We start from the raw sequence: 23,570 nt of genomic DNA, 5'->3' as shown, positions 1-23,570 counted from the left end.
AACAGGGTTTGGCAGGTGTGTCAGTTAAAATTCATGGGCGGGTTTTGGGGCTGCTGCGCAGCCCAGCGGGAGCAAGCTCCCTCGCCACAAGTGCAGCATTGCCCTGCTGCACCACCCAATCCACCACCTGCTTATTCAACCGATCCCCCGCCTGCCCAAACGCCGCCACTACCGCGGGCACTTTTGTATCGCCGACCGGCTGCTTCACCTCAAACCGCCGACTGGCAATAATCCGCTGATCACTGCCACGCACCAGACGCGCATCCAGGCGGATCACCACCTCCACCGCACTGCCATGGTACTCACTCTGAAACGCCTGCAGCTGCCCGCCCAGCTCGTAATCGGCCTGCAGGTTGGTCTCGTCGGTACTCAGCAGCGTCACCCGCCCATCGCGCTGGAAACCGTCCATAAACCGATTGCGCAGCAACACCGGCGTCGGGTCGCTCCAGCGTGAGTTCGCGTAGCTGCTGATCAGGTCGCCGTTTGGCACTACGGCGATGCGCGAGCTGTCGAGAAACTCGCTGCTCTGCGGCTTGGACACACGCAGCGACCAGCTCACCGGCGCGCCTTGGGTGCTGGTTGGCGCCGACGCCAGGCGGTACACGTCAGACGGATCCGGCTTGGGCAGGATCGAGCAGGCGCTGATCAGTACCAAGGCCAGCGGGGCGATTATTTGGTAAGCACGCTTCATGGCGTGAACTCCTTGTTCTTGTCGCTGCCCAGCAGGTAACCGCTGGGGTTGGCTTCGAGGCGGCGGGAGATGGCGCGCAGCGAACCGAGGGTTTCGCGCAGTTCGCGCACGGCCGGTGCCAGTTCGTTGAGGCCCTGCATGCCGCTGTTCACCGAGTCTTTGTTGTTGGTCAGCAAGGTGTTGATGGTCGTGGTGCTTTGTTCCAGCGACTTCATGGCCTGCTCGGCACTGCCGAAGGCTTGCTTGCCTTGGTCATTGAGCAAGCCGTTGGCATTGCGCATCAACGTGGTGGTTTGCTCCAGCGCGGCGCTCGCCTGCTTGCTCACCTGCATCAACTGTTGCATCACCACCTTGATATCACCGCGTTGGTCGGCAATGGCGCCGGTGGTTTGTTGCAAGTTGTCCAGGGTGTTGCTCAGGCGCTCGACGTTCTCCCGCGAGAACATGTGGTTGGCGTTGTGCAGCAGCAGGTTGATGCTGGTCATCAGGTCGTTGCTGTTATTGAGCAGGCGCGCAATGGGGGACGGCGAGGCGATAATTTCCGGCAGGTTGCCGTCCTTGCCCTTGAGCTCCGGGCTTTGCGGCGTACCACCGCTGAGCTGGATGATCGAGGTGCCGGTGATGCCGGTCAGTGCCAGCTTGGCCTGGGTGTCTTCCTTGATCGGTGTCTGCCCGGCCAAACGGATGCGCGCCAGTACCCGGCGCGGGTCTTTCGGGTCCAGACGCAGGCTGGTGACATCGCCCACCTTGATCCCGCTGTATTGCACCGAACTGCCCTGGGACAGGCCGCTGACCGCCTCGTTGAACACCACCTCGTATTCCTGGAAGGCGCTGTCGACGCTGGACTTGGCCAGCCACAGGCCGAACAGCATTGCGCCGACCACCACGATCACGCTGAACAGACCGATCATCACATGATGGGCTCGGGTTTCCATGTCATACCTCGTTAAGCGATTGAGCGGCATCCAATGCCGCGCGGCCACGGGGGCCGTGGAAATATTCGTGAATCCAGGCGTCGTCCGTTTCCGAGACGACATCGATGGCATCGGCCACCAGCACTTTCTTCTGCGCCAGCACCGCCACACGGTCGGTGATGGTGTAGAGCGTGTCGAGGTCGTGGGTGACCAGGAACACGCTCAAGCCCAGCGCATCGCGCAGGGTGAGGATCAGTTGGTCGAATTGCGCCGCGCCAATCGGGTCGAGGCCGGCGGTGGGTTCGTCCAGGAACAGAATGTCCGGGTCCAGGGCCAGGGCGCGTGCCAGGGCCGCGCGCTTGATCATGCCGCCGGACAGTGACGCCGGGTATTTATCCGCCGCCGACAAAGGCAGCCCCGCCAGGGCTAGCTTGACTGCCGCCAAGTGTTCGGCGTCGCGACGGCTGAGGCCGGCGTGTTCGATCAACGGCAGGGCGACGTTTTCGGTGACCGTCAGCGAGGAAAACAGCGCACCCTTCTGGAACAGCACGCCAAAGCGCCGTTCCACCAGCGAGCGTTCATGTTCCGACAAATTGGGCAGGTTCTTGCCGAATACCCGCACCTCACCTTCGCTGGGCCGCCGCAGGCCGACGATGCTGCGAAGCAGTACCGACTTGCCGCTGCCGGAGCCGCCGACCACCGCGAGGATCTCGCCTTTGTACAAATCCAGATCGAGGTTTTCGTGCACGCTCTGGCTGCCAAAGCGATTGCACAGGCCGCGCACTTCGATCACCGCCTCAGTGGGCGCACGGTGTAGACGACTCACCAGCCCATCTCCATAAAGAACATCGCGGCGACCGCATCCAGCACAATCACCACGAAAATAGACTGCACCACGCTGGAGGTGGTGTGCGCGCCGACCGATTCGGCGCTGCCGCTGACCTTGAAGCCTTCGAGGCAGCCAATCGCCGCGATCAGGAAGGCGAAAATCGGCGCTTTCACCATCCCCACCAAAAAGTGCTGCACGCCAATGTCCGATTGCAGCAGCGAGAGAAACATCGCCGGTGAAATATCCAGGGCGACGGCACACACCACGCCGCCGCCGACAATCCCCGAGAGCATCGCCAAAAATGTCAGCATCGGCAGCGACACAAGCAGCGCCATTACCCGTGGCAGCACCAACAGTTCCATTGGGTCCAGGCCCAGGGTGCGGATCGCGTCGATTTCTTCGTTAGCCTTCATCGAGCCGATTTGCGCGGTAAAGGCGCTGGCCGTTCGGCCTGCGATCAGGATGGCGGTAAGCAATACGCCGAATTCTCGCAGGAAAGAAAACGCCACCAGGTCCACGGTAAAAATCGTCGCACCGAAGCTTTTGAGCACGGTGGCGCCGAGGAACGCCACCACGGCGCCCACCAGAAAGGTCAGCAACGCGACGATGGGCGCAGCGTCGAGGCCGGTTTGTTCGATATGCGCGACCATCGGTGTGATGCGCCAGCGTTTGGGGCGCAAAACGCCACGGGCGAAGGTTTCGAGGATCAGGCCGATAAAGCCCAGCAGTTTCATGCCGTCCTGCCATACAGTGTCGACAGCTCGACCGATACGCGCCAGCACTTGGATACCGGCGGCTTCTTCCGGCTCTTTGTCGGGTACGCAGAAATCGTTCAGGGAGCGGTAGACGGTTTTGAGCAGTGCCCGGTCGGCGGTAGACAAGCTGCAATCGGTCTGCTCGGCGGAATGCTCGATGCGCTCCGGGCCCAGCAACTCGACCAGCAGCGAGGCACCCGCGGTATCCAGGGCGCCGAGGCCATTGAGGTCGATGCGTGCACCGGCGTCGTATTGGCCGTCGAGCTTGTCGCTCAGCTTTTTAAGATTGGCGTAGTGGGCAAGCGTCCAGTCCCCCGTAATCCTGAGCAACGGGGGAACGCTGGAGGTGTCGAGGTGGGCTGCGCCGGCCGTGGTACGAGTGGTCATAAGCTCCGAGCTTGTTTGGCTATCCACAATTGCTACGTAATAGCACGATACGGCCTACTTTGGGTTGTCCGTTTGTGCTGGGTCAGTGACTTTAAAACGCAGCACGCCGATGACTTGCCCATCCTCCGTCAACACCTGCACCTGCCAGCGCCCGACCGCGTCGGCCGGGAAGTTCTGCTTGTGGGTCCAGGCGCGATAGCCTTCCTTGCGTCCGCCATGGATATCCAGGGCGATGCGGTCGACCTCTTGGCCGTTGAATTTCCACACATGGTAAATCCGCTCATCCAGCCCGCGTGGCGCGTTGATCGCGGTGTAAGCGTACAGCCCGCCGCTGCGCAGTTGCGCGGCGGTGACTTCCTTGAGGTCATCGCCCGGTGTGCGGTCTTGCAGCTGGGTGCTGATCGCCACTTCGGTCATCCACAATGTGGCCGGCGGCACCCAACTGCGCAGGAACCAACCGGCGCAGCCGATGGCGGCCGTCACCCCGAGCAGCATCGCCCAGCCTTTGACGCTGCGCAGCGGCAGGCTCGCGGCCAGGCTCGGGATCGACAGCGCCATGGCCACGCCGAGCGCCAATTTGTAACTCTCGGCGGTAGTCAGGTGCATGATGATGGGCAGTGCGGTGAGCAGTGCCGCGAACAAGGTCAGGGTGTGCAGCGCCAGGAACAGCGAGCGCTTGGGTGCCAGCCACTTGTAGTACAGCGGGTCGGTGATCGACACCAGCGCCGCCGCGCCGAGCAGGCCAGTGAATACGGATTGGCCGCTGTTCCAGGCGGTGGTGACGAAAAAGAACGGCAATACGAAGAACAGGCTTTCCTGGTGGATCATCTGGGTCGCGTAGCGCAGCAGCGGCTCGGGGATTTCGCGCTTGAAGACTTTGGCGAACAGCTGGGTAAAGCTGTTTTCCAGCATCAGCCACAGCCAGCTCACCAGCATGATCACCGCGATCCAGCTGGCCATGCCCTGCTGGCGGTCCACCAGGATGAAGCTGCACACACCGGATATGAAACCGCCGAGTGCGATCACCCCTGGATAGCGCTTGATCAGTTCGATAATGCGCTGGATAAGGGGCGGTAGATTTGGCATTGGCGATTCACAATTGGTGTAGGAAAAATCCCAGACAGAATAACGTCTTAGCCCTGTGTTCGGTGCCTCATTACGTGATCTGTTTGCGATAAAGGCGCACGCCGATCAACACACTGGCGATCAGCACGAGTACACCGGCACCGATCCAGCTCAGGGCGTCATAGCTCAGCAAGGGTTTTTCGATGCGCCAGTAGCCCTTCTGGTTAAACACCTCGCGCATGGCCTGGTTGGTTTGCGCCAGGTTTACGGCCTTGATGCGCTTGGCCGGGTCGCTGATATGGCCATCGGCATAGTCGCCGGCAGCGCTCCAGTAATAGTCGGCCAGCGCGCTGTTACCCTGCACCGCCCAGGCTTGGCGCGCGATGGCAGCTTGCTGCAGGCGGGCGAATACCGCTGGGTCGAGGCCGTCCCTGAGCAGTTGCGCCGTGAGGTTCTGCAACACCTGTTCAGCCTCAGGGAGTTTGTCGCGCTCAAGGTCGGCATTCAGGCTGAGGAAGCCGACGCCGCCGAGCACTTCGCGCTCACTCCATGGGCCGTAGGACAAACCGTGCTTGAGGCGCAGCTGACGGTACAGCGCCCAGTCGAGGTAGTCCTTGAGCAAATCGTAGGTTTCATCGTGTTGGTCGTCCAAAACCGGTTCGGGGAACAGCCAGTGCAGTTTGGCGCTGTCACCGACCCAGCCGTGGATAAGGTCGCGATGGCTGGCGGCGGTGTGCTGGATTTCCGGCAGCGGCCGATGCTCGGTGGGGTCGACCGGATCAAGTTGACCGTAAGTGCGTTCCAGATAAGCCGGCAGCAGTTTGTCGAGGTCGCCGACGATGATCAGCGTCATGTTGTTGGGCGCGTACCAATGTGTGCGCAGGGTTTGCAACTGATCGCGGGTCAGCTGGCTGACTTCGGCACGCTCGGCGCATTTGAGTCCCAGTTCGATGGCCAATTGGTTGCTGGCGGTGTGACCCAGGTCCTGGCGGTCGAGCAAGCGTTGCAGGTGCGAGTAATGGCCGCCGTCTTCGCGCTCGACCACTTTTTTGGCGGCATTGATGTTCGCGTCGGTCAGTTCGGTGCGGGTGAGGATCGCCAGTAACAGGTCCAGCACCTTGCGCTGGTTTTGCGCGGGTGCCTCGATCACAAAGGTGGTATCGGCATTGCTGGTGTAGGCGTTCCATTCGCCGCCGAGGGCTTGCATGCGGTCCTCAAGGTCGCCTTCACCACCGCCGTCGATGCCGCTGAACAGCAAGTGTTCGAGCAAGTGCGGCAGTTCTTTTTCAGCGCAGGGAAAGTCATCCAGGCCTACGCCGACCACCAGGCGGATCGCCACGTGCCCACGCTCGGTGCCCGGCTTGAGCAACAATTGCAGGCCATTGGGCAAGGTGTAGCCTTCGACTTGCAGGCGGTCGAAGGCAAAGGTGTGTGCCGAGCCCATGAGCAGGCAGGCAAGTAACAGGCGACGCATAACAAGCTTCCTGGCGGGTGAGGTCCATTGTTAACTGACTTCACGGGCCATCGTATGTTCAGGGCGAATGAGTGATGTCGGCAATATCTTCGGCAGAGAGTGCGCCGGTGTCTGAGGTTTCCAACACTACATAAGCACTGCTGCAAAACAACGAGTTCAGGCGTTTCATGTCGGCAATCAGCTCCAGGTGCAGGGAACTGGTCTCCATGCTCTGTACGATTTTACGCTGCAGACGGCTGACGTGGGCGTGGGCCAGGCGGCGCTCCTGGGCGCGGAAACGGCGCTTTTCACGCAGCAGTTGGCGGGCGCTTTCGGGGTCGGCGCTGAGAAACACCGACAGGCCCAAGCGCAGGTTGGCAATCAACTGGCTGTGCAGGCCGGTGAGTTCTTCCAGGCCGACTTCGGAGAACTGTCGGCGCTGTGAGGTTTTCTGCTGTTGGACTTTGCGCAGCATACGTTCGATCAGGTCGCCGGCCAGCTTGAGGTTGATCGACAGCTCGATGATCTCGGCCCAGCGGCGGCTGTCCTGTTCACTGAGGTCTTCGCGGGGCATTTGCGCCAGGTAAAGCTTGATCGCGCTGTAGAGGGCCTCGACGTCATCGCTGAGGCTGCGCATTTCCTGGGTAATGGCGGTTTGCTTGCCACGCAGTACTTCGAGCATGGCGGTGAGCATGTTGTCGATCAGGTCGCCCAGGCGCAGGGTCTCGCGGGCGGCGTTGGCCAGCGCCAGGCTTGGGGTGGCGAGCGAGGCCAGGTCCAGGTGACGTGGCCTGGCTTTGCCGTTGGTCTCCTGTTGTTCCGGCAGCAACCAGGCGCACAGGCGCGCCATTGGCCCGATGGTGGGCAGCAGGATCAGGCAGCGCGTGGTGTTGTAGAGCACATGGAAGGTGATGACCATGCCTTGGGCGCTGTAGTCCAAACCATCCATCCAGCGTACGAGAGGGTCGAGCACCGGAATAATCAGCAACAGGCCGATCAGTTTGTACAACAAGCTGCCCAGCGCGACCTGGCGGCCGGCAGCGTTCTGCATGTTGGTGCTGAGGAAGGCCAGCACACCACTGCCGATGTTGGCGCCGATCACCAGGCCGATGGCCACGTGCAAGCCGATCACACCGGCACCGGCGAGGGTGGCGGTCAGCAGTACGGCGGCCAGGCTGGAGTAGGAAATCATCGCAAACAGCGCGCCGACCAAGGCATCCAGCAGAATATCGCCGGTCAGCGAGGCAAAGATTACTTTGACGCCTTGGGCATGGGTAATCGGCCCGGCGGCTTCGACGATCAGTTGCAGGGCCAGAATGATCAGGCCCAGGCCGATACCGACGCGGCCCATCTGCCCCGCCCGCGTCTGTTTACGCGAGAGGAAGAAAATCACCCCAAGAAAAATCAGCAGTGGCGACAGCCAGGACAGGTCGAAAGTCAGTACCCGCGCCATCAACGCCGTGCCGACGTCGGCACCGAGCATGGTCGCCAGCGCCGGCATAAGGCCCATCAAGCCCTGGCCGACAAACGACGTCACCAGCATCGCCGTGGCGTTGCTGCTCTGGACCATGGCCGTCACCAGGATACCGGCGATAAACGCCAGCCAGCGCTTGGACATGTTCTGCCCGATGACTTGGCGCAAGTTGGAACCGTAGACCCGCAAGATGCCGGTACGGACGATGTGCGTGCCCCAGATAAGCAGGGTCACGGCGGAAAGCAGATTGAGCAAGGTCAGCATGCTCGGCCCCCCGTGTGGGTGTGCTCCAGAAAGAGCAAATGAGAATTGCCGCGTGCCGTTCTACGTCTTGTACTTAAGCTGTAGTTGGCGAATGGGCTCTGCGCCAGCATCGCATAGCTAAAGTGGGGATTGAAACAAAACTGTCATGAAGATCGTTCCCACGCTCTGCGTGGGAATGCATCCCGTGACGCTCTGCGTCGCTTTGAGGGCGGACGCGGAGCGTCCTGAGGCGGCATTCCCACGCGGAGCGTGGGAACGATCAACAACGATCAACAGCAGCGGGTCAGGTTTATTGACCCGGAATGTCCTTGCGCAGTTTCACAGGATCCTGCTGTTTCTTCTTTTTCGCGATGGCGGTGCGCATCTTGATGTTCACCGCTTCTACTGCCAGCGAGAACGCCATGGCGAAGTAGACGTAGCCTTTTGGCACATGCACGTCGAAGGATTCGGCGATCAGCACCGTACCCACCACCAGCAGGAACGACAGCGCCAGCATCTTCAGCGACGGGTGCTTGTCGATGAATTCGCTGATAGTGCCCGCAGCCAGCATCATCACCAGTACGGCTACCACGATCGCAGCGACCATGACCGGCACATGGGAAACCATGCCGACAGCCGTGATAACCGAGTCCAGGGAGAACACGATGTCGATGATCGCGATCTGGATGATGGTGTAGATGAACTTGCCACCCTTGCCGCCCGGCTCGTCGTGGGTTTCGTCTTCACCTTCGAGTGCGTGGTACATCTCTTGGGAGCTTTTCCACAGCAGGAACAGGCCACCGAAGAACAGGATCAGGTCGCGACCGGAGATGCCCTGGCCGAAGACCACGAACAGGTCGGCGGTGAGTTGCATGACCCAGGTGATCGACAGCAGCAACAGGATTCGCGTGACCATGGCCAGGGCCAGGCCGAAGATCCGGGTGCGCGCCTGCATATGCTTGGGCATGCGGCTGACCAGGATCGAAATCATGATGATGTTATCGATGCCCAGGACGATCTCGAGGGCCGTCAGGGTGAAGAAGGCAATCCAGATTTCCGGATTGGTCAGCCATTCCATGTGTATTCCTTTGAGCAAATGTGAAACCGCGCAAGCTGCAGCGCCGCGCGGTCAGGTCGTTACGATTATAGAGTGCTGAACAGCGGAAAAATCCCCATCAGCAAAGCGGCGAACATTATGCACAGGCACACCAGCACTGCCCACTTGAGGGTAAAGCGTTGGTGATCGCCAAACTCGATACCGGCCAGGGCCACCAGCAAGTAAGTCGAAGGCACCAGCGGGCTGAGCAAATGCACGGGCTGGCCAACGATGGACGCGCGAGCCATCTCCACGGCGGTTATGCCGTAATGGCTGGCCGCTTCGGCGAGTACGGGCAGTACGCCGTAGTAGAACGCGTCGTTGGACATGAAGAAGGTAAACGGCATGCTCACCAAGGCAGTGATTACCGCCAGGTACGGACCGAGTGCGTCCGGGATAACCGCCAGCAAGCTCTTGGACATGGCATCAACCATGCCGGTACCGGACAGAATGCCGGTGAAGATGCCCGCGGCGAAGATGAGCCCGACGACTGCCAGCACGCTGCCGGCGTGGGCGGCGACGCGGTCTTTCTGCTGTTGCAGGCACGGGTAGTTGACGATCATCGCGATACTGAACGCCACCATGAACAGCACTGGCAGCGGCAACAGGCCGGCAATCAGGGTGCACATCAGTGCGAAGGTCAGTGCGCCGTTGAACCAGATCAGCTTGGGGCGACGGGCGTCCGGGAATTGCGACACGCTGATCTCGCTGTGATCGATCTCGTCGCCCTGCAGGTGCAGTTCACCCAGGCGGGCACGTTCGCGTTTGCCGTACATATAGGCAATCACCAGGATCGCCACGACGCCGACAGCCATGGCCGGGATCATCGGTACGAAGATGTCCGACGGGTCTACATGCAAAGCACTCGCGGCGCGGGCAGTCGGGCCGCCCCACGGCGTCATGTTCATCACGCCGCCGGCGAGGATGATCAGGCCGGCCATGATCCGCGGGCTCATGCCGATGCGCTGGTACAGCGGCAGCATGGCGGCCACGCAGATCATGTAAGTGGTGGCGCCGTCACCGTCCAGGGACACCACCAGGGCAAGCACGGCGGTACCGACCGAAACTTTCAGCGGGTCGCCCTTGACCATCTTGAGGATCTTGCGCACGGCCGGGTCGAACAGGCCGGAGTCGATCATCAGGGCAAAGTAGAGAATGGCGAACATCAGCATTACGCCGGTCGGCGCAAGCTTGGTGATGCCCGCAAGCATCATCGGGCCGATCTCGGGGGCAAAACCACCAAACAGGGCGAACAGGATTGGCACAATGATCAAGGCAATCAGCGCGGACAGGCGCTTGGTCATGATCAGGTACATGAACGTGATGACCATGGCGAAGCCAAGGAAAGTCAGCATAGGAATACTCCGGGCGTAGCGCGGCTAGGGAATGGCGAACCGGGTTGGGGTCAGCGCAGTACGAAAGGCACGTAGCGTACGAGTGGAGTTGGAGCGAACAGGCGGGTAGTAGCGGACATCAGGAATCACCATTGTTGTTGTTTACAGCCGGTCTGTTGCCGGCAGTGGGGGCGATCCTAGACGGGGAAGCTTTCAGCCAGCTTTCGCTGTGTAAGTCAGATGATGGAAGGTTTGTAGGAGTTTTCTTTAAGGTGACTCAGGGCAGCTCCAAACCGCCTGAGGCTTTGTGCAAGGCGCGCAGGTGCTCGCCCATCTGCTTGAGGTTGGCTTCGCAGGCGGCAATCTCGTCGGCGCGTGAGGGGTCCAGCAGCGCCCTCACCTCTTTATCCAGATCGCCGGTCAACGATTGCAGTTGCTTCTGGCGCTCGGCGCTTTCCGATTCCAGGCGTTTGGCTTCCGAAGGTTGCGGCAGGCCGTAGCCGCCGCTGTCGAGCAATTCCGCCGGGCGGCTTAGAAAACCGCTGTTGGCGAGGATCTGTTGCAGTGTGTTGTTGGCTTTTTCCATGCCGCCGTTTTTCAGCTCACGGGCATTGAGGTAGCGCTGCTTGACTTCGTCCTGGGCCAGCATCAGTTGTTTGCGATAGCTGGCTTGTTCCAGCAGCAGCAGCGCGGCGCTGGTGCGCAGGTCGGCCTGGATGAACCACTGGCGGCGTTCTGCGGCACTGAGGGCGAGCCAGTCTTCGACTTGGGTCTGCTTGATCGGCAGGTGTTTGCGCAGCACGTCGAACATCGCCTGGTAGCGCTCGCGGAACGAGTCGAAGTGATAACCCAGGCGCAAGGCTTCGCGCTTGTCGTCTAGCACACTGGTATCAGCCAGGCCGCGGGCACTGAGCACCTCGAGCAAGCCGTTGGGGGTGATGTTGTCCAGGCCGGTCAGTTGCGGGTTGGCGCTGCCGCTGCGTAGCAGCTTGAGGCTCTCCACCGCGCAGTTGTTGGAGATAAAAAAGTAATTGCCGTCGTAGCTCCAGTGCATCTCGGCGGCATGTTCGACGGTGTCGTTGATCTCTTGGCGGGTGAGCTTGAGCGGCACCGAGGCCAGGCCGCGCAGTTCAGTCTTGGTGTATTCGTCGATCACCTGCGCCAACGGCAGCACAAACAGCCGTGACGGGTACTTGCCCACCAGCCCATCCCAGCTCGAGAGCTGTACGTCACCGACGAAAGCGCGGTAAGACAACACCAAGTGCTGGTCCAGGTCCAATCGGCAATCCGGACCACGCGGGCGGCCGGGTGCGCAGATCACCAGGCGCAACATGCTGTGGCCCCAGCGGCTCACCAGATTTTGGTTGGCCTCGGCCAGCAAGTAGTCGATTTCATACACGCGCTCCGGGTCGATCTGGCCCAACGGCGTTTTGGCGAAGTCGTTACCGGCGTTCAGGAACGCGTAGGTCTTGGCGCAGGTGTCTTGTTCGGGCGGTGCCCAGCCGAAGTGTTCCTTGTAATAGCGAAACAGCGCGGGGCGACGGCAGGCATAGCTCGGGTCAAGTAGGAAATACTCCATATTGACCGCCACGAACTCCAGCGGGCTGGTGGTTTCGTAGATATCGGGGCTGCGGGCGACCTGGTGGTTGTGTTGCTCGCGCTCGCCGCGACGGCCCACGTATTGGGGCCAGCCGGCAATGTCCAGCAGGCGCGGGTCGTCACTCAGGGTGAAACGACGGTCGTTCTGGCCACGGCATTGATCGGGCAGGCCGATCAGGCCGGTGATGTTGTTCTGGCGGCTGCAGCGCTGGATCAGGCGGCGCTCGTCTGTGGACCACAAGCGCGCACGGTCATAGATGTGGGTCAGCTCATGCAGCACGGTGGCGAGCATTTCGCGGCGCACAGTGCCATGGGGGCGATTGGTCTTCTGGGTGGCGGCGCTGCCGTCGGTGAGGCTGGCGAGCAGGTTGCTGTTGAGGTCCAGTTCGGACACCAGAGAAGCCTGGCCATAGGCGTTTTCAGGCATCTTGTCGGTCCAGCCGACATCAATACGCCGGTCCAACTGCTCGATAAAGCGCGGCGGCAGAGCGCGCATCGCTTCGTCGAGCAACGCCTGGCTTGCCTGCTGTTCGGCCGGGCTCAAGCCATCGGTCTTGAGCCGCAGTTGCAGGCTGGCCTGGGCTGTGCCTGCACAGAGCAGCACAGTCCCGGCCAGTAGCCAGGCGAACAGGCGCCTCACAGAGCGAGGATAGCTTCGGCGAGGGTCTGGTCACTGGCGTCGCGGGCTTCCGGTACGCGGGTGCGCAGGGTATCGAAGGCTGCTTCCAATTGTGCGCCGCGGATTTCGCCGTTGGAGGCGACGAAGCTGGCAGCGTCATCGTGGGCTTCGCGCACGATTTTGGAGTCGCGGATGGAAGTGGTGGTGTCCGAAGTGAAATCAATGGTGCGCGCCGAGGCACGCACGATGATGTTACTGGTGGCTTTCAGGGTTTGCGCGTGGGCGACATCGGCCAACAACAGCAGGCCCAGAGCGGCGGCGATCAGCGGGCTACGCATGGAATGACTCCGAAATACAAAGATAGAAATATACGATGATTATTGGACGAGAATTGCCTGCGCCAGTTCAAGGTCGCTGACATGAAGTTTTGGCTGGGTTCGGCGCAGATACTCCAGCGCAGATTCCAGACGAGCTCCCCGCCATTGGCCGTCAGTGGCGATAAAAGCGGCAGCGTCATCCTGGGCGGCCAGTATCAATTTTCTGTCAAAGGGCGCTGACGTCACCTTGCTGGTGGCGTAGGCACTGATGACGGTGCTCTGGGTGGACACATCAAAGGCCGAAGCCAAGGGTGGCCAGCAGGCAGAAAACAACACGGGAACAATCAACAGGCGGTATGAAAAAGCCATGGGACTCGACAACTGAAAGCGAGCGCCAAGGCTAGCGCAACGCCCGGGCGAGAGCCAGCGCTGACACATTTGGTAGCGGCTGGCATGCCCTGGCGTTACCGGATCATCAAATGGCCAGAATCGCCTGGGCCAGTTGTGCGTCGGTCGCTGTGTTCAGTTGTGGGGCCTGTTGGCGAATCTGGGCCAGGGCGCTTTCCAGCTTCACACCACGAATGGCGCCTTCGCTGGCAACAAAGCTGGCAGCGTCGTCACGGGCGGCTTGCACGACTTTGTTGTCACGCAGGGACGACGTGGCATCGGAGCTGGCATCGGAAGTGGCTTTGAGGGCGCCGACGATCGAGTCGGTGGTCACGATAAGGCTGCTCGCGTTGGCGTTGGCGGCCAGGGCCAACAGGGTGGCAGCACTCAGCAGGCGAAGACGGGACATGGAAAAACTCCTGTAGAAGATCAAATAAAAGCGGCGCAAAGCGGCCACTGTGAAACGGACATTGCTGCGGATTAAGCATCAGACGTCCGCTCTACAAGGTTCGCCACGTAATAACGGGATCTTAAGCTGCCGCTTATCCGTTCGGAAAGCCTCTATCTGCCTAGTCACGCCAGAAAGGTTTGGACAGCTCGGCAGTACGGTCGCCCTGGCTGATGCCGGCGTCGGCTAATTCACGTGGGTCAAGTTGCGCAAGTTGGCGGCGTTCATGGGCCTGCCGCGCCCATCTGCCCAGGGCGCAAGCCATTCGAATGATCAACTGTTTGTAACGCGAGGTCTGTGTGTTCATGACGGCGGCCTTCCATGAGGTCTTGGAACACCATCTTGGGCGGCCAGCTTTTACCAATACAGATACACCAAAGTTAAATTGTACCGTCTAATTGTTATGTTATTTAAACTGTACTGGTCCTTATCTCTGGGGTCTGTTTTAGCCGTGTAAAGTTTGAAACCCGGAAACAACAAAGCCCGCCTCCGGTTTCCCGGGGCGGGCTTTGTTTTGTTAAATCAGGGTGCTGGCGGTGGACCCGGCGGGTCAGGGCCAGCGGGCGCCAATTAGCGCCAGAACGGCTTGCTCAGCTCTTCGTAGCGTTGAGCTTCGCTGATACCGGCGTCAGCCAGCAGACGCGAATCCAGACGAGCCAGTTGATGGCGGCTGGAGATGCGGCGCTGCCACAACATCAGGTTGGCGAGAACGCGCAAAGGCAGGGAAGCCTGGGTGTTTACAGCTTTTTCTTCGAAGAACAGATCGGAACTGAGTGTACGTTCCATGATGACATCCTTCCGCTTGTGGCGGGATTAGGTAGTGGTTTAACTGATGCCAATGATCCTCCTCCGACGCAAGACTCTCTAGATACAGTTCACCTGTATTGTGAGGGGCCAGTTAACTGTTTATAGCGGCTGTACTGTACGGAAATGAGGCAACTGTACCTGTCTGCACTTTATCGGTGCGAAATTGGCATTTGCGGTGGGGTTCGTAGGAGAATTCAGTAGGAAATGACCGGTACAGCAGTACAGTTTTTTCAAAATGTACGGCTGTGGTCACCGAGCTGAACAAACTGTGTTTGCATCAGCTCGGATCTGTATCAATCAAGCCTTGAGCATATGCCCGGTTTCTTCCAGATTGATGTGCCAACTCAGTGCTTCGCGCAGGATGTGCGGAGTATGCCCACCGATCGCGCAGGCAGCGTTGAAGTAACTGTTCAGCGCATCGCGGTAAGCCGGGTGCACGCAATTGTCGATGATCACCCGTGCGCGCTCGCGTGGCGCCAGGCCACGCAGGTCAGCGAGGCCAACCTCGGTCACCAGTATGTCCACGTCATGCTCGGTATGGTCCACATGGCTGACCATCGGCACCACGCTGGAAATCGCGCCGCCCTTGGCAATCGACTTGGTGACGAAAATCGCCAGGTGCGCGTTACGCGCGAAGTCTCCGGAGCCGCCAATCCCATTCATCATCCGCGTGCCGCAGACGTGGGTGGAGTTGACGTTGCCGTAGATGTCGAACTCAAGCGCAGTGTTGATACCGATAATGCCCAGGCGCCGAACCACTTCAGGGTGGTTGGAGATTTCCTGAGGGCGCAGTACCAGCTTGTCCTTGTAGTGTTCCAGGTTGCCGAACACGTCAGCGTTGCGTCGCTCCGACAAGGTGATCGAGCTGCCCGAAGCAAAGCTCAGCTTGCCCGCGTCGATCAGGTCGAAGGTCGAGTCCTGCAACACTTCCGAATACATGGTCAGGTCTTCGAATGGCGATTCGATCAGGCCGCACATCACCGCGTTGGCGATGTTGCCGATCCCGGCCTGCAGCGGGCCGAGCTTGTTGGTCATGCGCCCGGCGTCGACTTCCTGCTTGAGGAAGTTGATCAGATGGTTAGCGATGCCTTGGGTGTCGGCGTCCGGTGGTGTCACGGTTGAGGCGGAGTCGGCCTGATTGGTGATCACGATGGCGACGATTTTTTCCGGCGGGATCGGAATCGCGGTACTGCCGATGCGGTCGTCGACCTTGACCAGTGGGATTGGCGTGCGCGTCGGCCGATAGGTCGGGATATAGATGTCGTGCAGCCCTTCCAGGTTCGGGTTGTGCGCCAGGTTGATCTCGACAATCACTTGTTTGGCGAAAATCGCAAAGCTGGCCGAGTTGCCCACGGAGGTGGTGGGCACGATGTGTCCTTGTTCGGTGATCGCGACGGCTTCGATCACGGCGATGTCCGGCAACTTGAGCTGGTTGTTGCGCAGTTGCTCGACGGTTTCCGACAGGTGCTGGTCGATAAACATAACTTGGCCTGCGTTGATCGCCTTGCGCAGTGTGCTGTCGACTTGAAACGGCATGCGGCGCGACAAAACGCCGGCCTCGGTCAGTTGCTTGTCCAAGTCATTGCCCAGGCTGGCACCGGTCATCAGGGTGATTTTCAGCGGCGAAGTCTTGGCGCGTTCGGCCAGGGCGTGGGGGACGGCCTTGGCTTCACCGGCACGGGTGAAGCCGCTCATGCCGACGGTCATGCCGTCCTCGATCAGTGCGGCGGCATCTGCCGCGCTCATGACCTTGTTCAACAACGAAGGCAAGCGGATACGATCACGGTACATGAATTGTTATCTCAGGCTACGGAAGCAAGGTGGGCAGTGTAGTGATTTCAAAAAAATTCGGCCCGCTACCATGGTCGAATGCCAGGCAGCGATTTAGAGCCTTTGGTCGGGTTTCACGTGAGTACAAAGCGGAACGCCGAGCATTCCCGGATGCATTCCCACGCAGAGCTTGGGAACAATAAAAAAACCCCAGCCTACTGGAGGCCAGGGTTTCGTGTATTGCGCTGGCGCAGTGTTATTCGACGGCTTTGACCATATCTTCGATGACTTTCTTGGCATCACCGAAGACCATCATGGTCTTGTCCAGGTAGAACAGCTCGTTATCCAGACCGGCGTAGCCGCTGGCCATCGAGCGCTTGTTGACGATGATGGTCTTGGCCTTGAATGCCTCAAGGATCGGCATACCGGCAATCGGTGAGTTAGGGTCGTTCTTGGCGGCCGGGTTGACCACGTCGTTGGCGCCCAACACCAGCACCACGTCGGCCTGGCCGAACTCGGAGTTGATGTCTTCCATCTCGAACACTTGGTCGTAAGGCACTTCCGCCTCGGCCAGCAACACGTTCATGTGCCCAGGCATACGGCCCGCTACCGGGTGGATCGCGTACTTCACGGTCACGCCACGGTGTGTCAGCTTTTCGGTCAGCTCTTTAAGGGCGTGTTGCGCCCGAGCGACTGCCAGGCCGTAGCCGGGAACGATGATCACGGTGTCGGCGTTGGTCAGCAGGAACGTGGCGTCGTCCGCCGAACCGGATTTCACCGGACGCGCTTCTTTGGAGCCTGCCGCTGCGCCGGCATCTGCTGTGTTGCCGAAGCCACCGAGCAGCACATTAAAGAAGGAGCGGTTCATTGCCTTGCACATGATGTACGACAGAATCGCGCCGCTGGAGCCCACCAGGGAGCCGGCGATGATCAGCATCGAGTTGTTCAGCGAGAAGCCGATGCCCGCCGCTGCCCAACCGGAGTAGCTGTTGAGCATCGAGACAACCACCGGCATGTCGGCGCCGCCGATCGGGATGATGATCAGCACGCCCAGCACGAAAGCCAGGGCCAGCATCAACGCGAACGCAGTGAGGTTGCCGGTGAACATGAACGCCAGGCCCAGGCCCAGGGTTGCCAGGCCGAGCACCAGGTTCAGTTTGTGCTGGCCACCGAACTGTACCGGTGCGCCCTGGAACAGGCGGAACTTGTACTTGCCCGAGAGTTTGCCGAATGCGATCACCGAACCGGAGAAGGTAATTGCACCAATGGCTGCGCCGAGGAACAGTTCCAGGCGGTTGCCCGCAGGAATCGAGTCGCCCAGGTGTTTGACGATGCCCAAGGATTGCGGCTCGACCACGGCGGCAATCGCGATGAATACCGCCGCCAGGCCGATCATGCTGTGCATGAAGGCAACCAGCTCTGGCATCTTGGTCATTTCTACGCGCTTGGCCATGATCGAACCGGCGGTGCCGCCGATCAGCAGGCCGACGATCACGTAACCGATACCGGCTGTTGCAAGCTCAGCGCCGAGCTTGTAGATGAGGCCCACGGTCGTCAGCACCGCCAGCGCCATGCCGAGCATGCCGAACAGGTTGCCGCGTCGCGATGTGGTTGGGTGCGACAGGCCTTTGAGGGCCTGGATAAAGCAGATCGACGCGATCAAGTAGAGCGTCGTAACCAAATTCATGCTCATTACTTTGGCGCCTCTTCTTTTGCTTTCGGGGCTTTCTTCTTGAACATCTCCAGCATCCTGCGCGTGACCAGGAACCCGCCGAATACGTTAACCGCCGCCAAGGCCACGGCCAGGGTGCCCATGGTTTTACCCAGTGGTGTCACGGTGAGGGCTGCGGCGAGCATGGCGCCGACGATTACGATCGCAGAGATCGCGTTGGTCACCGCCATCAGTGGTGTGTGCAGCGCGGGTGTGACGTTCCAGACCACGTGGTAACCGACATAAATCGCCAGCACAAAGATGATCAGGTTGTAGATACCGGGGGAGATAAGCTCTTCCATCGTCTGAATCCCTGCTTAGGCGTTTTTGCGGATGACTTGGCCGTCGCGGCACATCAGGCACGCGGCGACGATGTCGTCTTCGAGGTTGATTTCAAACTGCCCTTCCTTGGTGAAGACCAGCTTCAGGAAGTCCAGCAGGTTGCGCGCATATAAAGCAGAAGCATCGGCGGCGACGGCACCGGCCAGGTTGGTCGGGCCGCAAATGGTCACGCCGTTTTCCACCACGACTTGGTCGGCGACGGTCAGTGGGCAGTTGCCACCCTGGGCGGCGGCGAGGTCGATGACCACCGAACCCGGCTTCATTTGTGCGACGGTTTCGGCACTGAGCAAGGTCGGGGCTTTGCGGCCCGGGATCAGCGCTGTAGTGATGACAATGTCCGCTTGTTTGGCGCGTTCATGCACGGCCAGGGCCTGGCGCTGCATCCAGCTCGATGGCATCGGGCGCGCGTAACCGCCGACACCGACCGCGCATTCACGCTCCTCATCGGTTTCGTAGGGCACGTCGACGAACTTGGCGCCGAGGGACTCGATCTGCTCTTTTACGGCAGGGCGCACGTCAGACGCTTCGATCACGGCACCCAGGCGTTTCGCTGTAGCGATGGCTTGCAGGCCTGCGACACCCGCGCCGAGGATCAGCACGCGCGCGGCTTTGACGGTGCCGGCGGCAGTCATCAGCATCGGCATGAAGCGTGGGTAGTGATGGGCTGCCAGCAATACGGCTTTATAGCCGGCAATGTTGGCCTGTGACGACAGCACGTCGAGGCTTTGGGCTCGCGAGGTACGTGGCGCAGCTTCGAGCGCGAAGGCGGTAATGCCTCGCTCTGCCAGCTTGGCGATGGTTTCGTTGCTGAACGGGTTGAGCATGCCCACCAACACGGTGCCGCTTTTGATCAGCGTCAGTTCGCTGTCGCTGGGGGCAACCACCTTGAGAATCAGCTCGGCGCCAAACGCGTCGCTGGCGCTGCCAATGGTTGCGCCTGCCGTTTCATAGGCACTGTCGACGATGCTGGCGGTAATGCCTGCGCCGCTTTGTACAGTGACCTTATGGCCCTGGCCGATCAGCTTCTTGATGGTTTCCGGGGTGGCAGCCACCCGCGTTTCACCGGTCTGGGTTTCGAGAGGAACACCAATGTGCACGTCAAATCTCCTGCATGATCTTTTTGCTTTTGATCTTTTTGTAAAAAGGCCAGTGCACCGTGAGGGGCGCAGCTGGGGCGGCCGATCAGCACGATCCCGCTGAAATGACAGCGGGGCGCGGCATTTTGCAGGCGAACTTTACGGCCTTCAAGGGATTATGACGGGTGACGAAAAATTAACTACAAGTCACCCTGTGACTGATTGTCGCAACATGGCAAAATAACCTCTTTAAATACAGGTGTTTAAAGGGTTTTAGAGGGTTGTAGACGGTTTTCCTATCTTTGCCGTGAATGGTCGGGCATTGGCAGCTGATAGTCGCTACAAGCCTTGTCAGTCATGGCGTTAAGCTCATTTTTACGCTGAGAGGTACAGTCTTCCAAAACACGACATATAGTTACATCTGTAGGCGCTTAATTTACTTGACTACAAGATCAATAAAATAACCTTGCCCTTTAAATGCTGGGGTTATAGCGCTGTGACTGGTCGATCAGCCAATCTCTAAACGCGTGCAGCGACGCAGATTCGACTTTTCTTTCGGGAATCATCAGGTAGTAAGCCTTTGTGCTGCTCAGCGCTTCGAGGCTTGCGATCACCAGATGCTTCTCCTCCAGCTCGCGCTGGATGAGGAAAGGCGGAATCAGCGCGATCCCCATGTCATGCATGGCTGCCTGCGACAACATCGAGAATAGCTCGTAACGCGGGCCTGTCATGTCGCGAGGTATGTTCAGTTGTTGCGCGCTGAACCACTGGCGCCAGGCATATGGCCGAGTGGTTTGTTGCAGCAGTGGCAGTTGGGCGATCTCTTCCGGGCTGAAGTGGGCACGGCTGCCCAGTAAGCGCGGACTGCACACGGGAACGGGGTTTTCGCCCATCAGTCGGTGGGATTCGGTGCCCGACCAATCGGCATCGCCAAAGTAGATGGCGGCGTCGAACTCGGTGTCGGCAAACAAAAAAGGGCGCGTGCGGTTGGTGAGGTTGACCGTGACTTCCGGGTGTTGGTGCTGGAAGTCCTTAAGCCGTGGGATCAGCCATTGGGTGCCGAACGTTGGCACCACTGCCAGCTCGATGACATTCGCACCTTGCTGCCCCATGACCGACAAGGTATCGCGTTCTACGGCGTCCAGTTGCATGGCAACGCGACGGCTATACGACAGCCCCGCTTCCGTCAGCTTGACGCCCCGCCGTGAGCGTCGAAATAGCTCGACACTCAAAAACTCCTCCAGACTGGCGATCTGTCGACAGATGGCGCCTTGAGTGAGTGAAAGCTCGTGCGCCGCCTTGGTAAAGCTCTCGTGGCGGGCCGCTGCTTCAAAGCTGACCAGGGCGGTGGTGCTGGGAATTTTTCTGCGCATGTACGTTGTACTCACTCATAAAGCGCATTTGTGCGCTTCTAGCTCATTACGAAGTGAGAAATTAGCACAACCCTATGCATAAACCTCGTTTGCCCTCTGCGGTTGCTAGGCCTAGGCTGCATCCACGACTTCTGTTTTCTTCCCCGAGGACTTATTCATGGCTGGCAAGGCAAGCTTCAACTGGATCGATCCGCTGTTGCTGGATCAACAGCTCACCGAAGAAGAGCGCATGGTGCGCGACAGTGCTGAGCAATTCGCCCAGGACAAGCTGGCGCCGCGTGTGCTCGAAGCCTTTCGCCATGAAAAGACCGACCCTGCGATTTTTCGCGAGATGGGTGAAACCGGCCTGCTGGGCGCGATGATCCCTGAGCAGTACGGCGGCAGTGGCCTGAACTACGTGAGCTACGGGCTGATTGCCCGTGAGGTGGAGCGTGTCGACTCCGGTTATCGCTCAATGATGAGTGTGCAGTCGTCATTGGTGATGGTGCCGATCAACGAATTTGGCACCGAGGCGCAAAAGCAGAAGTACCTGCCAAAGCTGGCATCGGGCGAGTGGATCGGCTGTTTCGGCCTGACCGAGCCTAACCACGGTTCTGACCCGGGTGCGATGATTACCCGTGCACGTAAGGTCGATGGCGGCTACAGCCTGACCGGCGCCAAGATGTGGATCACCAACAGCCCGATCGCCGATGTGTTTGTGGTGTGGGGTAAGGACGATGCGGGTGATATCCGTGGTTTTGTCCTGGAGAAGGGGTGGAAGGGGCTGAGCGCTCCGGCGATTCACGGCAAGGTCGGCCTGCGGGCTTCGATTACCGGTGAGATCGTCATGGATAACGTGTTTGTACCCGAGGAGAACATCTTCCCGGATGTGCGCGGCCTGAAGGGGCCTTTCACTTGTCTTAACTCGGCACGCTATGGCATTTCCTGGGGGGCGCTGGGGGCTGCCGAGTTTTGCTGGCATACCGCTCGTCAGTACACCCTGGACCGTCAGCAGTTTGGGCGGCCCTTGGCGGCTACCCAGCTGATCCAGAAGAAGCTGGCAGATATGCAGACCGAAATCACCCTGGCCTTGCAAGGCTGCCTGCGTTTGGGGCGCATGAAGGATGAAGGGACGGCGGCGGTTGAGATCACGTCGATCATGAAGCGCAACTCGTGTGGCAAGTCCCTGGATATCGCGCGCATGGCGCGGGACATGTTGGGCGGCAACGGTATTTCGGATGAGTTCGGGGTGGCGCGTCACCTGGTCAACCTGGAGGTGGTCAATACCTATGAGGGCACCCATGACGTGCACGCCTTGATTCTTGGGCGCGCGCAGACCGGTCTTCAAGCGTTCTATTAATAGGAGAACGGCATGGGTGCGCTTTCACATCTGCGGGTATTGGATTTGTCACGAGTGCTGGCCGGCCCGTGGTCCGGGCAGATCCTTGCAGACCTTGGGGCCGAGGTGATCAAGGTTGAGCGGCCGGGCAGTGGCGATGATACGCGGGCATGGGGGCCGCCCTTCCTTAAAGACGCCTATGGCGAGAACACCAGTGAGGCGGCGTATTACCTGTCGGCCAACCGTAACAAAGAGTCGGTGACCATCGACTTCACGCGCCCGGAGGGGCAGAAGTTGGTGCGCGACCTGGCGGCCAAGTCCGATATCCTGATCGAGAACTTCAAGGTGGGTGGTCTGGCGGCGTATGGGCTGGACTATGAATCGCTCAAGGAAATCAATCCAGAGTTGATCTATTGCTCGATCACGGGCTTCGGCCAGACGGGGCCTTATGCGACGCGTGCAGGCTACGACTTTATGATCCAGGGGCTGGGTGGGCTTATGAGCCTGACCGGTCGGCCCGAGGGTGATGAGGGAGCTGGGCCGGTAAAGGTGGGCGTGGCGTTGACGGATATCCTGACGGGGCTGTACTCGACCGTGGCGATCCTGGCGGCGCTGGCTCATCGGGATCATGACGGCGGTGGGCAGCATATCGACATGGCGTTGCTGGATGTGCAGGTGGCGTGCCTGGCCAATCAGGCGATGAATTACCTGACGACGGGTACTGCGCCCAAGCGCCTGGGCAATGCTCACCCCAATATTGTGCCTTACCAGGACTTTCCCACGGCTGATGGCGACTTCATTCTGACGGTGGGTAATGACGGACAGTTTCGCAAGTTTGCTGAGGTGGCCGGGCAGCCGCAGTGGGCGGATGATCCGCGCTTCGTGACTAACAAGGTGCGGGTGGCTAACCGTGCGGAGCTGATTCCGCTGATTCGCCAGGCCACAGTGTTCAAGACGACGGCTGAGTGGGTGTCGCAGTTGGAGCAAGTAGGCGTGCCGTGTGGGCCGATCAATGATCTGGCGCAGGTGTTTGCCGACCCGCAGGTCAAGGCGCGTGGGTTGGCGATGGCGTTGCCGCATGCATTGGCGGGGATGGTGCCTCAGGTCGCCAGTCCGATGCGGTTGTCCAAGACACCGGTGGAATATCGTAATGCGCCTCCTCTATTGGGCGAGCATACGGTGCAGGTGCTGCAGGGGGTGTTGGGTCTGGATTCGGCGAATGTGGCTGCGCTGAAGGCTGCGGGCGTTATCTGAAGCTGCTCTTCTATATAAGTAGTTTGATCAAAGAGCGTTGGTCTGGTTGTTTTTTGATCAATTCTAACTTATTGATAGAGGCACTAAATTAAGTGTTGACGGCAGATTCTAGAAGTCTATAATTCGCCCCACTTCCGGCGCAGTCGAAACGGAAAACTCCTTGGTAAACAACGAGTTACGACAGCAAGTTGCTTCAGTTCATCGAAGCCAAAAGGAAGTTGAAAAAGAGGTGTTGACAGCAGCGTGTAACGCTGTAGAATTCGCCTCCCGCTAACGAGAGATCGTAAGCGCAAGTGGTTGAAGTTGTT

The 23,570-nt window shown here is 59.7% G+C and carries 22 protein-coding genes; 2 read left to right on the top strand and 20 right to left on the bottom strand.

The window, feature by feature from the left end:
- Positions 1-31: 31 nt before the first annotated feature.
- From HBO23_RS30200 to HBO23_RS30105, 20 genes are all read right to left on the bottom strand, one after another.
- Positions 32-691, bottom strand: coding sequence for an ABC-type transport auxiliary lipoprotein family protein (locus HBO23_RS30200; protein ID WP_170040726.1), 660 nt, complete (start codon positions 689-691; stop codon positions 32-34).
- Positions 688-1,626, bottom strand: coding sequence for an MlaD family protein (locus tag HBO23_RS30195; RefSeq protein WP_017139077.1), 939 nt, complete (start codon positions 1,624-1,626; stop codon positions 688-690). Before HBO23_RS30195 ends, HBO23_RS30200 begins: the two co-directional genes overlap by 4 nt.
- Position 1,627: 1 nt before the next feature.
- Positions 1,628-2,431, bottom strand: a complete 804-nt coding sequence (locus tag HBO23_RS30190) for an ABC transporter ATP-binding protein (protein ID WP_017139076.1) — start codon at positions 2,429-2,431, stop codon at positions 1,628-1,630.
- Positions 2,428-3,576 (bottom strand): ABC transporter permease, encoded by a 1,149-nt coding sequence (locus tag HBO23_RS30185; RefSeq protein ID WP_017139075.1) that lies wholly within the window; start codon positions 3,574-3,576, stop codon positions 2,428-2,430. The genes HBO23_RS30190 and HBO23_RS30185 overlap by 4 nt, the downstream gene beginning before the upstream one ends.
- Positions 3,577-3,630: 54 nt before the next feature.
- Entirely contained in the window at positions 3,631-4,662 is a 1,032-nt protein-coding gene (locus tag HBO23_RS30180; protein WP_017139074.1) for a DUF5924 family protein, read from the bottom strand.
- Between the two features lie 70 nt (positions 4,663-4,732).
- Complete coding sequence (locus HBO23_RS30175) at positions 4,733-6,115, bottom strand: pitrilysin family protein (RefSeq protein WP_170040725.1); 1,383 nt, start codon at positions 6,113-6,115, stop codon at positions 4,733-4,735.
- A gap of 58 nt (positions 6,116-6,173) precedes the next feature.
- Positions 6,174-7,832, bottom strand: coding sequence for a Na/Pi cotransporter family protein (locus tag HBO23_RS30170; RefSeq protein ID WP_017139072.1), 1,659 nt, complete (start codon positions 7,830-7,832; stop codon positions 6,174-6,176).
- A gap of 289 nt (positions 7,833-8,121) precedes the next feature.
- A complete protein-coding gene (locus tag HBO23_RS30165; RefSeq protein ID WP_017139071.1) occupies positions 8,122-8,889 on the bottom strand; it encodes a TerC family protein in 768 nt (255 codons plus the stop codon).
- A 65-nt stretch (positions 8,890-8,954) separates the two neighbouring features.
- On the bottom strand, positions 8,955-10,262 hold the full coding sequence (locus tag HBO23_RS30160) for a CitMHS family transporter (protein WP_170040724.1): 1,308 nt from the start codon (positions 10,260-10,262) through the stop codon (positions 8,955-8,957).
- 256 nt (positions 10,263-10,518) lie between these two features.
- A complete protein-coding gene (locus tag HBO23_RS30155; protein WP_170040723.1) occupies positions 10,519-12,480 on the bottom strand; it encodes a DUF4105 domain-containing protein in 1,962 nt (653 codons plus the stop codon).
- Positions 12,477-12,797, bottom strand: coding sequence for a DUF2388 domain-containing protein (locus tag HBO23_RS30150; RefSeq protein ID WP_060756468.1), 321 nt, complete (start codon positions 12,795-12,797; stop codon positions 12,477-12,479). The genes HBO23_RS30155 and HBO23_RS30150 overlap by 4 nt, the downstream gene beginning before the upstream one ends.
- A gap of 39 nt (positions 12,798-12,836) precedes the next feature.
- Entirely contained in the window at positions 12,837-13,145 is a 309-nt protein-coding gene (locus tag HBO23_RS30145; protein ID WP_017139067.1) for a DUF2388 domain-containing protein, read from the bottom strand.
- A 106-nt stretch (positions 13,146-13,251) separates the two neighbouring features.
- The gene (locus HBO23_RS30140; protein WP_017139066.1) at positions 13,252-13,572 is read right to left on the bottom strand and encodes a DUF2388 domain-containing protein; all 321 of its coding nucleotides are present in this window, start codon (positions 13,570-13,572) and stop codon (positions 13,252-13,254) included.
- A gap of 160 nt (positions 13,573-13,732) precedes the next feature.
- Positions 13,733-13,918 (bottom strand): DUF1127 domain-containing protein, encoded by a 186-nt coding sequence (locus tag HBO23_RS30135; RefSeq protein WP_017139065.1) that lies wholly within the window; start codon positions 13,916-13,918, stop codon positions 13,733-13,735.
- A gap of 263 nt (positions 13,919-14,181) precedes the next feature.
- Positions 14,182-14,397, bottom strand: a complete 216-nt coding sequence (locus tag HBO23_RS30130; RefSeq protein ID WP_003214752.1) for a DUF1127 domain-containing protein — start codon at positions 14,395-14,397, stop codon at positions 14,182-14,184.
- A 318-nt stretch (positions 14,398-14,715) separates the two neighbouring features.
- On the bottom strand, positions 14,716-16,209 hold the full coding sequence (locus HBO23_RS30125) for an acetyl-CoA hydrolase/transferase family protein (RefSeq protein ID WP_017139063.1): 1,494 nt from the start codon (positions 16,207-16,209) through the stop codon (positions 14,716-14,718).
- A 235-nt stretch (positions 16,210-16,444) separates the two neighbouring features.
- Positions 16,445-17,881 carry an NAD(P)(+) transhydrogenase (Re/Si-specific) subunit beta gene (locus HBO23_RS30120; protein WP_017139062.1) on the bottom strand — a complete coding sequence of 479 codons (1,437 nt, stop codon included), beginning with the start codon at positions 17,879-17,881 and terminating at the stop codon, positions 16,445-16,447.
- Positions 17,881-18,201 carry an NAD(P) transhydrogenase subunit alpha gene (locus tag HBO23_RS30115; protein WP_003220416.1) on the bottom strand — a complete coding sequence of 107 codons (321 nt, stop codon included), beginning with the start codon at positions 18,199-18,201 and terminating at the stop codon, positions 17,881-17,883. The genes HBO23_RS30120 and HBO23_RS30115 overlap by 1 nt, the downstream gene beginning before the upstream one ends.
- Positions 18,202-18,216: 15 nt before the next feature.
- Positions 18,217-19,338: a Re/Si-specific NAD(P)(+) transhydrogenase subunit alpha gene (locus HBO23_RS30110; RefSeq protein ID WP_099550154.1), complete on the bottom strand. Its 1,122-nt coding sequence runs from the start codon at positions 19,336-19,338 to the stop codon at positions 18,217-18,219.
- Positions 19,339-19,790: 452 nt separating this feature from the next.
- A complete protein-coding gene (locus HBO23_RS30105; RefSeq protein WP_017139060.1) occupies positions 19,791-20,690 on the bottom strand; it encodes a LysR family transcriptional regulator in 900 nt (299 codons plus the stop codon).
- 157 nt (positions 20,691-20,847) lie between these two features.
- Here HBO23_RS30105 and HBO23_RS30100 point away from each other — a divergent pair, with 157 nt between their 5' ends.
- Both HBO23_RS30100 and HBO23_RS30095 read left to right on the top strand, forming a co-directional pair.
- Complete coding sequence (locus HBO23_RS30100) at positions 20,848-22,029, top strand: acyl-CoA dehydrogenase (RefSeq protein WP_003187423.1); 1,182 nt, start codon at positions 20,848-20,850, stop codon at positions 22,027-22,029.
- A gap of 12 nt (positions 22,030-22,041) precedes the next feature.
- Positions 22,042-23,262, top strand: a complete 1,221-nt coding sequence (locus HBO23_RS30095; protein ID WP_170040721.1) for a CaiB/BaiF CoA-transferase family protein — start codon at positions 22,042-22,044, stop codon at positions 23,260-23,262.
- Positions 23,263-23,570: the final 308 nt, after the last annotated feature.

The sequence above is a fragment of the Pseudomonas sp. WS 5532 genome, from assembly GCF_012985445.1.
GTDB lineage: Bacteria > Pseudomonadota > Gammaproteobacteria > Pseudomonadales > Pseudomonadaceae > Aquipseudomonas > Aquipseudomonas edaphica.
The sequence above is the reverse complement of the archived record's forward strand: the minus strand, read 5'-3'. Positions and strand labels throughout refer to the sequence as shown.